This window comes from Aeromonas sp. 25-248 (assembly GCF_053005425.1).
In genome coordinates this window covers 39,719-53,720 of the sequence record NZ_JBRKTB010000016.1, presented here as the reverse complement: position 1 = coordinate 53,720, position 14,002 = coordinate 39,719, and the positions used below count along the sequence as shown (strand labels likewise).

The window sequence follows — 14,002 nt, the reverse complement described above, 5'->3', positions numbered from 1 at the left end:
GTCCCATAAACACGGCGAATAATCCCCCCCATGAAACTGCACCAGCTCGACCTCAATCTGCTGCTCGCCTTTGACGCTCTGATGACGCAAGGGAGCGTGACCCGCGCCGCCGAATCGCTCTTTATCAGCCAGCCCGCCATGAGCCACTCCCTCGGCCGGTTGCGGGCCTTTCTCGGCGACCCGCTGCTGGTGCGCACGCCCCAGGGGATGTTGCCGACTCCCAGGGCCCAGCGCCTGCATCTGGGGGTGCAGCAGGCGCTGCGGCTGCTGGAGCAGCAACTCTGGGAGGAGGACGAGTTCGCGCCGCGCCAGTCGAAGCGCCGCTTCGTGCTCTGCACCACGGATTACGTGGAGTGCGTGCTGATCCCGCCCCTTATCCAGCGCCTCAGGAAGCTGGCGCCGGGCGTCACCATCGAAATCCGCATCCTGCGCGATACCCTGCCGGAAGCCGAGCTGGCGAGCGGCGAGATAGATCTCGTGCTGGGGTTTGACGAGTACATGCAGGTGCCGGGGTATCTGGGCAAGGAGACCTGGCTCACCGAACCCCTGGCCGGGCTGGTGCGCGCCACCCTGGAGCTGGAAGAGGAGCGCATCACCCTCGAGCAGCTAATCGAGATGCCCCATGTGTTCCACTCGCCGCTCGGCACCTCGGAGGCGAGCCTCGACCGCTATTTGCAGAGCCTGGGCCATAGCCGCACCATCTCGGTCAACAGCCAGAGCTATATGTCCGCCGCCGCCATCGTCAGCCAGAGCGATCACCTCTTGGTACTGCCCAGCATGGTGGCCGAGCTGCTCGCCAGCCACTGGCCGCTGAAAAGCCTGCCCCTGCCCGACGACGTGCCGGACTATCACCTCAACTGCGTCTGGCATCCGGTCCACGCCCAGCAACCGGCGTTGATCTGGTTGAAGGCGTTGATGAAGGATCTGGTGAATCCGGGCTAAGCGGCTGCGGCTGGCAGCCCCCTCATCCCCAACCCTTCTCCCATTCTTTTGTAAATGAGCGAGATAAGGGGGCAAACCCCCTGCTGCGAGGGGCATTCCCAGCAACAACAAAGGCTCCCGCGGGAGCCTTTGTTGTTTCCATCCTCGCCATCACGCCCGCAGGGCGCTCATCATCCGGGCGACGACACCGGCCAACAGAGGGCGGTCGGGGTGACACTGGGCGAAGGTGACCAGTCCCTGGATATGGACCTGCAAGAAGGCGGTCAGGGTGGGGATGTCCCCCTCTTTTGCCAGCTCTCCCTGCGCCTTTGCCAGGGCCAGCTGCCCGGCCAGATCCTGTTCCAGCTCGCCATAGATGGCCTTGAAGCGAAGGTGCAGCTCCTCGTCCTGCTCCGCCAGCTCCATCAGGGTGCGGGTCAGCAGGCAGGAGCCCTGCAGGGCATCGTCCACCACCTGCTCGAGGAAGGCGTGCAGCCCCGCCAGCGGGCTGGGCTGTGCCAGGCAGCGGCGGCGCAGGGCTCCCTTCTCTGCCACATAGTGATCGACCGCCGCCAGCAGCAGGCCGCGTTTGTTGCCAAAGGCGGCATAGAGGCTGCCCGGGTGCAGGCCGGTTGCGGCCACCAGCTCCTGCATGGTGGTCTTGGCATAGCCTTTGGCGCGAAAGGCTTCCATGGCGTTTCGCAAGACGGCATCCCGATCGTATTCGGCGCTGCGCATGGGGTCTCCGGTGGCAAGGTCCCGCGGGACGGAAAAAACAGGGCGGCAAGTTTACCCCAGCCTCCCCCGTCAATCCATGTTGAATGCTTGTTCAAAAAATACTTGCACACAAACCAAAAAACGTCTTGAATGCCCGTTCAAGAATCACTCCCTCAGGACAGACGATCATGAATACCCTGTTTCAGCCCTATCGCCTCAACGACACCCTCACCCTCGCGAACCGTTTCATGATGGCCCCCCTCACCCGCTGCATGGCGGGCCCGGGTCTGGTGCCCACCGAACAGATGGCCGCCTACTACGGCCGCCGCGCCGACATCGGCCTCATCATCTCCGAAGCCACCATCATCCGTCCGGACGGGCAGGGCTACCCCAATACCCCTGGGCTCTACAGCGCCGAACAGATCGCCGGCTGGAAGAAAGTGACCAGCGCCGTGCATGCCAACGGCGGCAAGATCTTCGCCCAGCTGTGGCACGTGGGCCGTCTCTCCCACCCCTTCTTCCACCACGCCGAAGTGCTGGCCCCCTCTGCCATCGCCCATGAGGGCACGGTGCCGCGCATGCGCGAGCTGGTCTATCAGGTGCCGCGCGCCCTGACCGGGAGCGAAATCGCCCAGCTGGTCGAGGATTACGCCCAGGCCGCCGCCAACGCCATCGAGGCGGGCTTTGACGGGGTGGAGATCCACGGTGCCAACGGCTACCTCATCGATCAGTTCCTGCACCACGCCAGCAACCTGCGCACCGACAACTACGGCGGCAGCCCCGAGAACATGAGCCGCTTCGCGCTGGAGGTAGTGGATGCCATCGCCGCCCGCATCGGCGGGGATCGCACCGGCCTTCGTCTCTCCCCCGGCGCCTATGTGCATCTGGAAGGGGATGCCCGGGATCGCGCCGTGTTCGACCACCTGCTGGCCGAGCTGAACCAGCGCAATCTGGCCTATCTGCACCTGGGCATCTTCGATGACAGCCTCACCTTCGACTACCTGGACGGCCGCGCCTCCGACTACCTGCGTGCCCGCTACGACGGCCACCTGGTGGGAGTGGGCAACTACAGCGCAGAGACCGCGCTCGAGGCCATCGAGGCGGACCGCTTCGACCTCGTCGCCATCGGTCGCCCCCTCATCGCCAACCCGGACTACCTCGCCAAGGTGAAGCAGGGAGAGGCGCTGACCCCCTATGCCGACACCATGCTGGCCGAGCTGGTATAAACCGCGCCCAGGCGCCGCACGCGGGTCGACCCTTTGCCACTGGCACGGGTGTCATCCTCCCCTGACAGCGCCGCTGCCGACCCCTGTCGACAGTGCCAAAGTCGCGGGCTGTACCTACTGACCAAGGATGGGATCCGCGCCCCCGCGCGGGTTTCCAATGTTTGGGCCCCCTCCCGGGCCCTTTTTTCTGCCTGCCTTTCGCCCTTTTTCACGCAAATGGTTGTCACTAACAACCAAAAGATGGTATTGGTTGCGCATAACAACCAAATGCCACCACAAGGAGACAACCCCATGGATCCCCGCCCCCTGCGCGCCCTGTCGAGGGAACTGGTACGCGAACTCGGCATGCTCTCCCAGCAGTGCGGCTCGCTGGCCCTGAGCCCCCTGGAGGCCCACCTGCTCATCGAGCTGGAGAACGGTCCCGCCACCAACCAGCAGCTTGCCGAGCGCCTTCGCATCGACAAATCCAACGCCAGCCGCCCCCTGGCCCGCCTCGCCGAGCGGGAGCTTATCGCCTGGCAACCCCACCCCTCGGACGGGCGCAGCAAGGAGGCGAGCCTCACCGAGCCGGGCAAGGCACAGCTTGAGGAGCTGCACCGGCAGATGGACGAGACCATGGCGGGGGCCCTGGCCCAGCTCTCCCCCGCCGAGTGCGAGCAGATCTGGGAGGGCATGCGGCTCTATCGCAGCGCCCTCTCCCGCGCCCGCCGCCAGCAGGGGTTCGTCATCCGCCCCATCACCCCGGCCGACAATCCCCGGATCGCCGCCGTGGTGCGCGCCGTCTCCGCCGAATACGGCCTCACCGCCGACAAGGGGTACGGGGTGGCGGATCCCAACCTCGATTTTCTCCACGAGACCTATCAGGGGGAGCGCAGCCGCTACTGGGTGATTGAGGGACCGGACGGCGCCATTCTCGGCGGGGGTGGCATAGCGCCGCTGGCGGGAGCAGCGGATGTGTGCGAGCTGCAGAAGATGTACTTCCTGCCCGCCCTGCGAGGGCTGGGGCTGGGACGGCGGCTGGTGTTGCAGGCGCTGGCCGAGGCTCGCGCCCTGGGTTACCAGCGCTGCTATCTGGAGACCACCGCCGTGCTGCGGGAAGCCACCGCCCTCTATGAATCCCTGGGCTTCGAACACCTGCCGGGGCCCCTTGGCTGCACGGGCCACGACGCCTGCGAGATCTGCATGGTGCTGGCGCTCGACGGGAAGGAGGGGAGATGAGTGAACCAAAACGACTCTCTGTCGGCATACGAGATGTCAGCTTCGGTGAAAGGGTGAAGCTGGTTGAGCCTGTCAATCTCTACGGCTGTACCCTGGCTGACGATGTCTTTGTCGGCCCCTTCGTGGAGATACAGTCGAACGTCTCCATAGGGCGCGCAACCCGCATCCAGTCCCACAGCTTTATCTGTGAGCATGTGACCATAGGTGAGCGCTGTTTTATCGGTCACGGCGTCATGTTTGCCAATGACCTCTTTCAAAGCGGCGCCCCCGACCCGGATCCCGCCAGTTGGGGCCGAACCCACATTGGGGATGGGGTATCCATCGGTTCAAACGCCACCATTTTGCCGGTACGGATATGCCAGGGAGCCGTCATCGGTGCCGGCGCAGTGGTGACCCGGGACATCACTGTACCTGGCACCTATGCCGGTAACCCCGCCAGATTGCTGCGTACTTTCTAGCCAGAAGCGCCAATTACCCCCTCCCCCCCCTTCTCCCGCAAGGGTAGAAGGGGGCCGGGCAGGCAATCTGTCGATACCCCGCGAGCCCGTTTACCCCGTATCACGGCCCCAAGCTGACACCGCGCCTCCCCAGAAGAGCGATTGCCATCCATCTCATGGACAGTGACACATAACGCCTGTCAGGCTCCAACCCGCTGGGTATAGTGATCAAAGGCGATTACCTTTTGATACCCCTCTGATTCATAAAGTAATTTTGCAGGTTGATTGGAGACAGCCGTCGCCAGTTTGACGGTCAGGGCATCTGTCTCCCTGGCAAAGCTGGCCACCCGTTTCAGCAGCGCTCTTGCCACCCCCTGCTGGCGAGCTGACTCGACGACATAAAGATCATTGAGGTACCACATCCTCTTCATCGCGACGGAAGAGAATGCCGGATACAACTGGACAAAGCCTGCCCACTCTCCCGCCTCGTTGCGTGCCAGAAAGATAACTGAATCCGCCCCCTGAAGGCGTTCTCCGATGAATCGGGTTGCCTCATCTCTGTCCGGCGCTTGCCCATAAAACTGCCGATAGGCATCAAACAGACGGCTGGTTTCTTCAATGTGGGCCAACGTGGCCTGGAATATCTGCATGGCATCTCCTTGTCACCCTTCCCTGCACAGCGGTGCAATAGGATGGGGCCGTATGGCAAATACAGTGTCGGGTTTAAGAGGGGAAATAGAACCAGGCGGTCTGGATAAGACCCTCCTTCACCTCGAACACCGCCACGCTCTCGATGGGCTCGGGGGAGAGGCCGTGGATCTTCTCGTGATCGAACACCTTGTTGCCCAAGACGGTGCGTGACAGCAGCTCGGCCTTGAGCAGCGGGTTGTTGAATCTGTGCTCCGCATAGAAGGCCCGCAGCGCCCCCTTGCCGACTGTGCTCGGCGTCTCGGTCGGCATGCGATAGCCTTTGAAATCCGGGGCAAAGCAGGCCACGAAGGCGTCGAGGTCGTGAGCATTGTAGGCGGCAAACTGCGCCTCTACGGGTTGGGTGATGGACATGTCTCTCTCCATGAGTGAAATTTAAATCACTTATCTTTGGTTTTTATTCACTCATCAAGCCCCGGATGGGGATCTACGCCCCTTCCAATGAAACGCCCCATAACAAAAACCCCGCCGAAGCGGGGTCTCTCTGGTCATCAGCCACCCGCTGGGTGCGGGCGGGGTGATCAGTGTTCGCGGGTCTGGCGGAAGTGAACGTCCGGGTGACGCTCCTGTGCCAGGCGCAGGTTGACCATGGTCGGCGCGATGTAGGTGAGGTTGTCACCGCCATCGAGGGCCAGGTTGACCTCGTTCTTGCGCTTGAACTCTTCGAACTTCTTGACGTCAGTCCCTTCCACCCAGCGGGCGGTGGCGACGTTGACCGCCTCGTAGATGGCCTCGACGTTGTATTCGCTCTTGAGGCGCGAGACCACCACGTCGAACTGCAGCACACCGACCGCACCGACGATGAGATCGTTGCTGATGAGCGGACGGAACACCTGCACCGCCCCCTCTTCGGAGAGCTGCACCAACCCCTTGAGCAGTTGCTTCTGCTTGAGGGGGTCACGCAGGCGGATGCGGCGGAACAGTTCAGGTGCGAAGTTCGGGATGCCGGTGAACTTGAGATCCTCCCCCTGGGTGAAGGTGTCGCCGATCTGGATGGTGCCGTGGTTGTGCAGACCGATGATGTCGCCGGCACAGGCCTCGACCGCCTGTTCACGGTCACCGGCCATGAAGGTGACGGCGTCGGAGATGTTCACGTCCTTGCCGATGCGCACGTGGCGCATCTTCATGCCCTTGCTGTAAGTACCTGACACGATACGCATAAAGGCGATACGGTCGCGGTGTTTCGGGTCCATGTTCGCCTGGATCTTGAACACGAAACCGGAGAACTTCTCCTCGGTGGCTACCACTTCGCGGCTCTCGGCCTTGCGCGGCATGGGGGCTGGCGCCCAGTCGGTCAGGCCGTCCAGCATGTGGTCGACACCGAAGTTGCCAAGGGCGGTCCCGAAGAAGACCGGGGTCATCTCGCCGGCGATGAAGGCATCGTGATCGAACTCGGGAGAGGCGCCCTGCACCAGCTCCAGCTCGCCACGCAGCTGGGCCGCCAGATCGTCGCCGATGGCGGCATCCAGCTCGGGGTTGTTCAACCCCTTGACCACCCGCTTCTCCTGGATGGTGTGGCCCTGACCGCTCTGATACAGGTAGGTCTCGTCCTTGTAGAGGTGATAGACACCCTTGAAAGATTTGCCACAGCCGATGGGCCAGGTGATGGGGGCGCACATGATGTTGAGCTCGCGCTCCACCTCGTCCATGACCTCCATCGGATCGCGCACTTCGCGGTCCAGCTTGTTCATGAAAGTGAGGATGGGGGTATCGCGCAGCCGGGTCACTTCCATCAGCTTGCGGGTCCGGTCTTCAACACCCTTGGCGGCGTCGATGACCATCAGGCAGCAGTCGACCGCCGTGAGGGTACGATAGGTATCTTCGGAGAAGTCCTCGTGACCCGGGGTATCGAGCAGGTTGACCAGGCAGTCGGCGTAGGGGAACTGCATCACGGAAGTGGTGATGGAGATACCGCGCTGCTTCTCCATCTCCATCCAGTCGGATTTGGCGTGCTGGCCCGAGCCACGGCCCTTGACGGTACCGGCGCGCTGAATGGCCTGTCCGAACAGCAGGACCTTTTCGGTGATGGTGGTTTTACCCGCATCCGGGTGCGAGATGATCGCAAAAGTGCGTCTCTTGGAGACTTCACTCAGAAATTCAGCTGACATAATTCGACGTTCTTCTATTGAGCGGCGGCCTGGAGCCACCGTGGGAAAAATGCGGGACAGCACCTTGGAATCAGGGCGCCCATGCAGACAACGACACCACGCGGGCGGGTCAGTGACCGCCGGTGGAGACAGGAGAAGCGCGTTGCATTACATGGGTCTGGCCCCGGATCAAAGCAAAATTGCGCGGCATTATACCCGCGCGAGTGAAAAATACCCAGCCCGCTATCACGGGGGCCCGGGGTCGGCCTCACCGGGCCGTCATCACCCGGTTGCGCCCCGCCAGCTTGGCCTGGTACATGGCCTCGTCGGCCCGGCGTACCAGCTCGCCCAGGTTGTCATCCTCGGGTTTGTACTGGGCGCAGCCGATGCTGATGCGGATGGGGTGATCCGCAGGCACCCCCTCAATCTCGAGACGGGCGACGGCTTGGCGGATCCGCTCCGCCACCTCGACGGCCTCGTTCAGGAGGGTATCCGGCAGCAGCACCAGAAACTCCTCGCCGCCGTTGCGCCCCACCCTGTCGAGGCTGCGCAGCTGCTCCTCGATGCACTGGGCCACGGCGGTGAGCACACTGTCACCCACGTGGTGGCCCAGCTGGTCATTCACCTTCTTGAAGTGATCCACATCCAGCAGCAGCACGCACAGGGGATTGCCCTCCTCCCGCGCCTGGGTGAACCATTTGCGCCCCTTGGCCTGGATCTGGCGCCGGTTGTGGATGCCGGTCAGTTCGTCCGTCATGGCGAGGCGCTGCATCTTGCGGGTGCGCCCGCGCTGGTGCACCACCAGGGTACCCATCACCACCAGCAGCAGGGCCACCACCAGGTATTGCCAGTAGCGCCGCTCCTGCAACTGCTTGAGTTTCTCCGCCTGCAACTGCTGCTGGGACCTGAGGGTCTGGTTTTCCAGCTCCTTGCGGGCGAGATCGAACTCGAAACGCATCTGCAAGGAGCGCTGTTCCCGCAATCTCAGCTCGAGGGCCTGGCGGGTCTCGACATAGGTCTTGAGGCTGGTGAGGGCCGACTGGATATGCCCCTGACGCTCCAGCACCCGGGCCCGTGTCTCATGCACCCGGGCGAGGAAGCGCAGGTTCTGCTCCCGGGTAAAGATGGGCTCGGCCTCGTCCAGGTGCCGCAGCGCCTCGCCGGGTCGGTTCAGGGCCTCGAGGACGTCGGCCATGACGAGGTGCCAGTGGCCCAGGGTGACGCTGTCCGCCCCCTCCCCCTGATGGAGGGAGGCTGCCGCCTGATCGAGTTTGGTCATGGCCTGGTCCGGCTTGCCCTGTTTAAGCAGGATGGTGGCTATCTCGATCCGGCTCCAGGCCAGGATCCCTTCCTGGTTTAACCCCAGATAATAGATCTCCGCTTCCGCCATCAGGGGCAGCGCCTTGTCGTACTCTTCGGTGTCGATGTAGAGGAGCCCCTGCTGGCTGTGAATGTCCACCAGGTGCTCCTCGTCCCCGAGCTGCCGGTAGTCGTGTTCCAGCTCGTTGAAGTAGCTCTCGGCCCGCTCATAGAGCCCCATCCTGCGATAGGCATTGGCAATATTGGCGAGCACCTCGCGCCCCTTGGCCTCCAGCCCGAGCGCCTCGTAGCGCTGGTGGGCATCGATGAGATCCATCAGCCCCTCCGCCAGCTCCCCCTGGTAGGAGTACATCTCCCCCCGCAGGCTCAGGATGTCGGCACGCTGGCGCTCATCCCCGAGCCGACGGGCCAGGGTCAGGGCGGCGTCGTAATCCTCCCCGGCCCCGGCCATGCTGCCGAGCAGTTGCCGGTGATACCCGCGGCAGGCGAGCAACCCCACCTCGGTGACCCTGTCCTTGCGGGCACGGGCCTGTGCCAGCCCCTGCTCGGCAAACGCCACCGCGCGGCGAAACTCCTCGTCCCGTTCACCCGGCAGGGCCCAGCACTGCAGCCGAGCAAGACGCCCCTGCACCTCGGGCGGATAGTGTGCCTGTCCGGCAACCAGGGCGGCGACGCGCTCGCGAAACACCTGCACCGGCATCGCCGACTCTTCCAGCTGCTGCAATGCCAGCTGCAACTCGTGCCCGGCCAGTGGCGCCGCCTGGGCCAGGGCAACCCCCAGCCACAGCAACAGGCCACATCCCATCAGGATCTTCATGCGGACTTTTTCTCCTCTTCACCGGCCGGACGCCGCGCTCATCGCTGTCATCATATCCCCACAGACTCTGGGCGCACAGCCGTCAGAGGGTGGGAAAACGCCTCATATCGGACGAGAGCCTCCCCTATCCCCTTCTTTACAGAAGGAGAGAGTGCATCGACTATATATGCTTTCGAACAGGGGAAGGGATGAGGAATGACCTACGAGGAGCTGAGGGAGGCTTACGACAGGTTGTTGCTGGAGAACGAGCGTCTCAAACGCATCGCGGATGACGCGCGGGAAAAGCTGGACGCCGCCATGGACGGCACCGGCCTGTGCATCTGGCAGAACCATGTGCCCACCGGCAAACTCATCATCTTCAACCGACGCTGGGGCTCCATGCTCGGTTACCAGCCCAAGGAGCTGTCGGCCCACTTCGACGTCTGGCGCGCCCACCTTCACCCGGAGGACAGGGAGCAGGTGCTGCAGGCCTTCTTCGACCATCTGGAGGGCAAGAGCCCGTTTTATCAGGCGATGCACCGCATGATCGGCAAGGATGGCAAGACCACCTGGGTGCTGGACCGGGGCCGGGTGGTGGAGCGGGATGATCAGGGCAACCCCGTCCGGGTGATGGGCACCCACATCGACATCACCCACGAGAAGGAGTACGAGCAGCAGCTCGCCCAGCTTGCCCACCGGGATCCCCTCACCGGCCTGTTCAACCGCACCGCGCTGCACCGCCACTTTCCCGGGGAGTACCAGGCCATCTGTTTCATCGATCTCGATGACTTCAAGCTGGTGAACGACAACCTGGGCCACCGGGCAGGTGACGAACTGCTGGTCTCCCTTGCCCAGCGCCTTCGCCACTGCTGCGGCGAGGAGGTACGGCTGGGGCGCATCGGCGGGGACGAGTTCGTGCTGCTGCTGCCCTGGGCGTGCGACGATCCCCGCACCAGCCACCTCGCCCGCCAGTGCATCGATGCCATCGCCACCCCCTTCGAGCTGCCCAACGGGGACGCCTCGGTGGGACTGAGCATGGGGATTGCGGCCATCCGGCCCCAGGACGATTTCGGCGCGGCGCTGGCCCGGGCGGATCAGGCCATGTACAGGGTCAAGCGCAGCGGCAAGCGGGGTTTTTATATTGCCCAGCCAAGCGGTCAGCCGCTGCTGGATCAGGAGCAGGTCAACGAACGGGGCCTCTACCACAGGCCCACTCTCTGAGCCTGAGTGCCCTCAATGGCGCTGCCAGCGCCGCAGCAGGCGTCCACGCAGGCCGCAATCGAGCAGCCAGCTGTTATCGAACACCCGCAAAATGGCCGCCTTGGCGTGACGGGACATGGCGACCGCATGGAAGCGTGTCTGCTGCGCCCGTCGCCGGTTCATCCGCTCGAGCAGGGGGTGGGGCAGGTTCTGGGCGATGAAGTCGGAGATGACCAGCACGTCGGCCTTGGCAAAGGCGGGTTGTTCGAGCTGGGTCAGGGCCTGCTCCAGGCAGGGCACCAGATCGGTCCCTCCGTGAAAACTCATGGAGAGAAAGCGCTCCGCCTTCTCAAGCCCGGTGTCGGCGGTGATCTCCAGGGTCGCCACCTCGGTGGAGAAGAGCATCAGATAGCAGCCCCGCTTCTCCTCCATCGCCCCCTTGAGCAGGGCGAGAAACAGCGCCTTGGCACACTCCTCCGGATAGCCCCCCATGGAACCTGACGTATCGACGCAGACGATGAAGGGGCCCCGCGGCTGCACCTCCTGCCCTCCCTGCTCGGGGGAGCGCAGCATCAGACGCTGGCGCGGCAAGGTGCCCCGCGACTGGTAGCTCAGCAGGCGCCGCTCCAGATAACGGCGATAGAACTCCAGCTCCAGCTCCGGCAGCGCCAGCATCACCGCCTCGCTCGGCAGGAGGCGCATCAGATCGCTGGCCGGGTGCACCCCCACCAGATCGTCGGGCACATCGTCACTTTGCACCTCCTCCAGTTCGTGCACAGGCACCGGCGGCAGCGTCCTGTCCTCGCTGCGCCGCTCCCGCTCGCTGCGTCCAAGCAGGGCGGCGATCTCCGCGAGCAGAGGCTCCTGCTGCAACATGCGGGCGTACTGCTTCACCAGCGCCAGGCTGCGCTTGTGCCAGCTCCCCTGGGCCAGATCCCAGAGCCCCCCGGCGGAGATCTGGTGCGGATCCAGGGCATCGGCCAGGGTCCGGTTGGCCAGCAGTTGATCCTCTATCTCTTGGCGCTGCTTCTCCCGCTCCGCCTCCGCTATCTGCTGCTGCAACTGCAACAGGCTGCCCACCAGGCTGGCGCGCCACTTCTCGATGAAGAGCTGGCGCAGCCCCTCGGTGGGCTGGGCCACTATCTGGCGCACCAGGCTGCGGGCATCCCCCGCGAAGGGGCTGTGCTGCTCAAGGGCTTCCAGCAGGGCGGGCAGGCGCCCCACCAGCTCCGGCAGGGGCAGTTGCCGGTGGGCCTGATAGAGCAGGTATTCCCGCTCGAGGGCCACCGGCACCGGCTTGTGACGCATCTCCTCCCCAAGCTGTTCGCTCCAGGTCTGGATGCGCTTTCTGAGCAGCTTGCCCTGCAGGGGCGAGCGCTTGAGGAACTCGGAGATCTTGGGGGTGGAGGCAAGCAGCAGCGCCATCTCCCCCGCCAGCTCCCCCTCCCCCATGAGCAGCCCCAGGTCCATCATGCCGATCTCTAGCATGGGCCACCCCGGGCGTTGAGATGTGATGGAATATCATGCTTACTAAACATGTTTTTCATCCTGTTTATTTCACCAACCCCACGTCAGACGCGACGTCACCCCTGTGCATCGAGAAGAGGCAGACGATCCCGCCACTGCTGCAGCTCGGTCCCCAGCCGCTCCAGGTCCCGGCTCAGCACGAAGAAGCTGTCCTCCACCTGACGCAGCCAGTGGTCCCCCACGAACAGATGGGGCTGGTGACGGTCGAACAGGTTGCGCTGGCCCTTGAGGTTTTGCAGCACCCGGTTCACCTGGCCCGTCAGGTCGTCCAGGGCCGACAGCCAGGGGGCCATCACCACCTCGGGGATGGGGGTGCGCTCCACCAGCATCAGGGGCACGGGCTGGCGCTGGATATCCAGCACGTGCAGCCGCAACTGCTCGTCCAGCACCAGCTCGTAGTGCCCCTCCTTGGGGTTGCCGAGGGGCCAACCCACCAGCGCCTCCCCGGTGGGGTGCCAGTGAGAGAGCAGGGTGCGATCGAAGGTGAGGGTGGCGGTGAGGCGCTCGGGATCGCTGCCATCCAGGGGCGCCGGGGTGAGCAGCTGGAAGTGCACCAGCTTGCCGAACGGCCTGGCGTTGGCCAGCGGCAGTTCGGTGCCGCGGGCGCGGCGGCCGAACCACTGCTTGCGCTTGACCGCCTTGCAGCCGATGCGCAAGGCGACCGCCCCCTGCAACTGCTTGAACTGCTCGCGCAAGGAGAGCAGCTCCCGGGTCAGCGCCAGTTGCTGGTAGCCGTAGAGGCGGGAAAACTCGCCGATCATCTCCAGCAGCGCGGTGCGGGAAGCCTCGTCGTGCCAGAGGCAATCCTTGAACAGCAGCAGATCCAGGGGAGCCACCTCGTCTCGGCCATTGAAGAAGGCGCTCGCCTTGATGAGCCGCACCGCCTTCTTCCAGCGCCGATCCGAGACATAGCAGCCGTGCCCGAGCTGGCTGTCGAGCTGCTGGCGCAGCTGGTAGATGAGTTCGAAACAGGCGTCCGGCAGGCGCACCTGCTCGATGGCATCCTGCCAGGCGTCGTACTCCTCCCCCCGAATCTGCACCGAGGGGGTCAGGTTCTGATGGGACTGGCCATCGCTCGCCAGCATGGCCTGGAAGTTGGATTTCTCCTGCACCCTGTCCATCCAGACCCGCACCAGCATGCGGTCGTAGAGCGCCTCCAGCCCGCTGTCCGGGGCCGGCAGCTCGTTCGAGGCGGTGACCAGCAGCCGCATGGGAATGGGGTGCTGGCTGTCGCCGTTGCGAAACTGCCGCTCGTTGATGGCGGTGAGCAGGGTGTTGAGGATGGCGGGGCCCGCCTTCCAGATCTCGTCGAGGAAGACCACCTCGGCCTCCGGCAGGTAGCCGCTGGTCAGCCGCAGGTACTTGCCATCCTCCTTGAGCGCCTGGATGGAGAGGGGGCCGAACACCTCCTCCGGCGTACTGAAACGGGTCATCAGGTATTCGAAATGGCGGGCATCCTGAAACGCCAGTTTGAGGCGCCGCGCGATCAGGCTCTTGGCGATGCCCGGGGGGCCCAGCAGAAAGACGCTCTCGCCACTCAGGGCCGCCAGCAGGCCGAGCCGCAGGGCATCCTGGCGCTCATACAGTCCCTCGCCAAGGGCGGAAAGGAGCCGTGGCAGGCGCTCATGAATGGGGGTGGCACGAACAGTATTCTGGGCTAAAGGCGGCATAGGCACAGTTCCGAAGCTGATAGGTCATCCGTGGTGACGGGGTCCGGCCTCTGGCCCCGCCCCACTCTCATTGTCTGTCATCTCTGCCCCCGGGGAGGCGCTCGTTTGCCATCGCCACAGGGCGAAAAGCGCACGTCCGGGGTGCAGCAAATCCCGCGAGAGTGTACTCTGCGCA

Annotated in this window: 12 protein-coding genes; 5 read left to right on the top strand and 7 right to left on the bottom strand. The window is 64.2% G+C overall.

Going from position 1 to position 14,002, the window contains the following annotated elements; all coding sequences use genetic code 11:
- Nucleotides 1-30 precede the first annotated feature (30 nt).
- Nucleotides 31-942, top strand: a complete 912-nt coding sequence (locus ACVDHI_RS18200) for a LysR family transcriptional regulator (protein ID WP_039041291.1) — start codon at nt 31-33, stop codon at nt 940-942.
- A 150-nt stretch (nt 943-1,092) separates the two neighbouring features.
- Here the strand turns inward: ACVDHI_RS18200 and ACVDHI_RS18195 are convergent, their stop codons facing one another.
- A complete protein-coding gene (locus ACVDHI_RS18195; protein WP_010672924.1) occupies nt 1,093-1,659 on the bottom strand; it encodes a TetR/AcrR family transcriptional regulator in 567 nt (188 codons plus the stop codon).
- Between the two features lie 167 nt (nt 1,660-1,826).
- On the opposite strand from ACVDHI_RS18195, the gene ACVDHI_RS18190 reads away from it, so the two are divergent.
- The 3 genes from ACVDHI_RS18190 (at nt 1,827) to ACVDHI_RS18180 (ending at nt 4,540) form a co-directional block, all read left to right on the top strand.
- Nucleotides 1,827-2,864 (top strand): alkene reductase, encoded by a 1,038-nt coding sequence (locus ACVDHI_RS18190; protein WP_447212369.1) that lies wholly within the window; start codon nt 1,827-1,829, stop codon nt 2,862-2,864.
- Between the two features lie 291 nt (nt 2,865-3,155).
- Nucleotides 3,156-4,082, top strand: a complete 927-nt coding sequence (locus tag ACVDHI_RS18185; protein WP_043155371.1) for a MarR family transcriptional regulator — start codon at nt 3,156-3,158, stop codon at nt 4,080-4,082.
- The gene (locus ACVDHI_RS18180; RefSeq protein ID WP_010672920.1) at nt 4,079-4,540 is read left to right on the top strand and encodes an acyltransferase; all 462 of its coding nucleotides are present in this window, start codon (nt 4,079-4,081) and stop codon (nt 4,538-4,540) included. The genes ACVDHI_RS18185 and ACVDHI_RS18180 overlap by 4 nt, the downstream gene beginning before the upstream one ends.
- 179 nt (nt 4,541-4,719) lie before the next feature.
- On the opposite strand, the gene ACVDHI_RS18175 is transcribed toward ACVDHI_RS18180, so the two are convergent.
- From ACVDHI_RS18175 to ACVDHI_RS18160, 4 genes are all read right to left on the bottom strand, one after another.
- Nucleotides 4,720-5,169: a GNAT family N-acetyltransferase gene (locus tag ACVDHI_RS18175; RefSeq protein WP_010672919.1), complete on the bottom strand. Its 450-nt coding sequence runs from the start codon at nt 5,167-5,169 to the stop codon at nt 4,720-4,722.
- A gap of 73 nt (nt 5,170-5,242) precedes the next feature.
- On the bottom strand, nt 5,243-5,581 hold the full coding sequence (locus tag ACVDHI_RS18170; RefSeq protein WP_323910182.1) for a nuclear transport factor 2 family protein: 339 nt from the start codon (nt 5,579-5,581) through the stop codon (nt 5,243-5,245).
- Nucleotides 5,582-5,748: 167 nt separating this feature from the next.
- The gene (gene prfC / locus ACVDHI_RS18165) at nt 5,749-7,338 is read right to left on the bottom strand and encodes a peptide chain release factor 3 (protein ID WP_089503670.1); all 1,590 of its coding nucleotides are present in this window, start codon (nt 7,336-7,338) and stop codon (nt 5,749-5,751) included.
- 244 nt (nt 7,339-7,582) lie between these two features.
- The gene (locus tag ACVDHI_RS18160) at nt 7,583-9,451 is read right to left on the bottom strand and encodes a diguanylate cyclase (RefSeq protein ID WP_447212368.1); all 1,869 of its coding nucleotides are present in this window, start codon (nt 9,449-9,451) and stop codon (nt 7,583-7,585) included.
- 195 nt (nt 9,452-9,646) lie between these two features.
- Here ACVDHI_RS18160 and ACVDHI_RS18155 point away from each other — a divergent pair, with 195 nt between their 5' ends.
- Entirely contained in the window at nt 9,647-10,651 is a 1,005-nt protein-coding gene (locus tag ACVDHI_RS18155; RefSeq protein WP_010672915.1) for a sensor domain-containing diguanylate cyclase, read from the top strand.
- 12 nt (nt 10,652-10,663) lie between these two features.
- Here the strand turns inward: ACVDHI_RS18155 and viaA are convergent, their stop codons facing one another.
- Together viaA and ACVDHI_RS18145 are read right to left on the bottom strand one after the other, a co-directional pair.
- Nucleotides 10,664-12,118, bottom strand: a complete 1,455-nt coding sequence (gene viaA, locus ACVDHI_RS18150) for an ATPase RavA stimulator ViaA (protein WP_029313704.1) — start codon at nt 12,116-12,118, stop codon at nt 10,664-10,666.
- Nucleotides 12,119-12,213: 95 nt separating this feature from the next.
- Nucleotides 12,214-13,827, bottom strand: coding sequence for an ATPase RavA domain-containing protein (locus tag ACVDHI_RS18145; protein ID WP_408808617.1), 1,614 nt, complete (start codon nt 13,825-13,827; stop codon nt 12,214-12,216).
- Between the last annotated feature and the right edge of the window lie 175 nt (nt 13,828-14,002).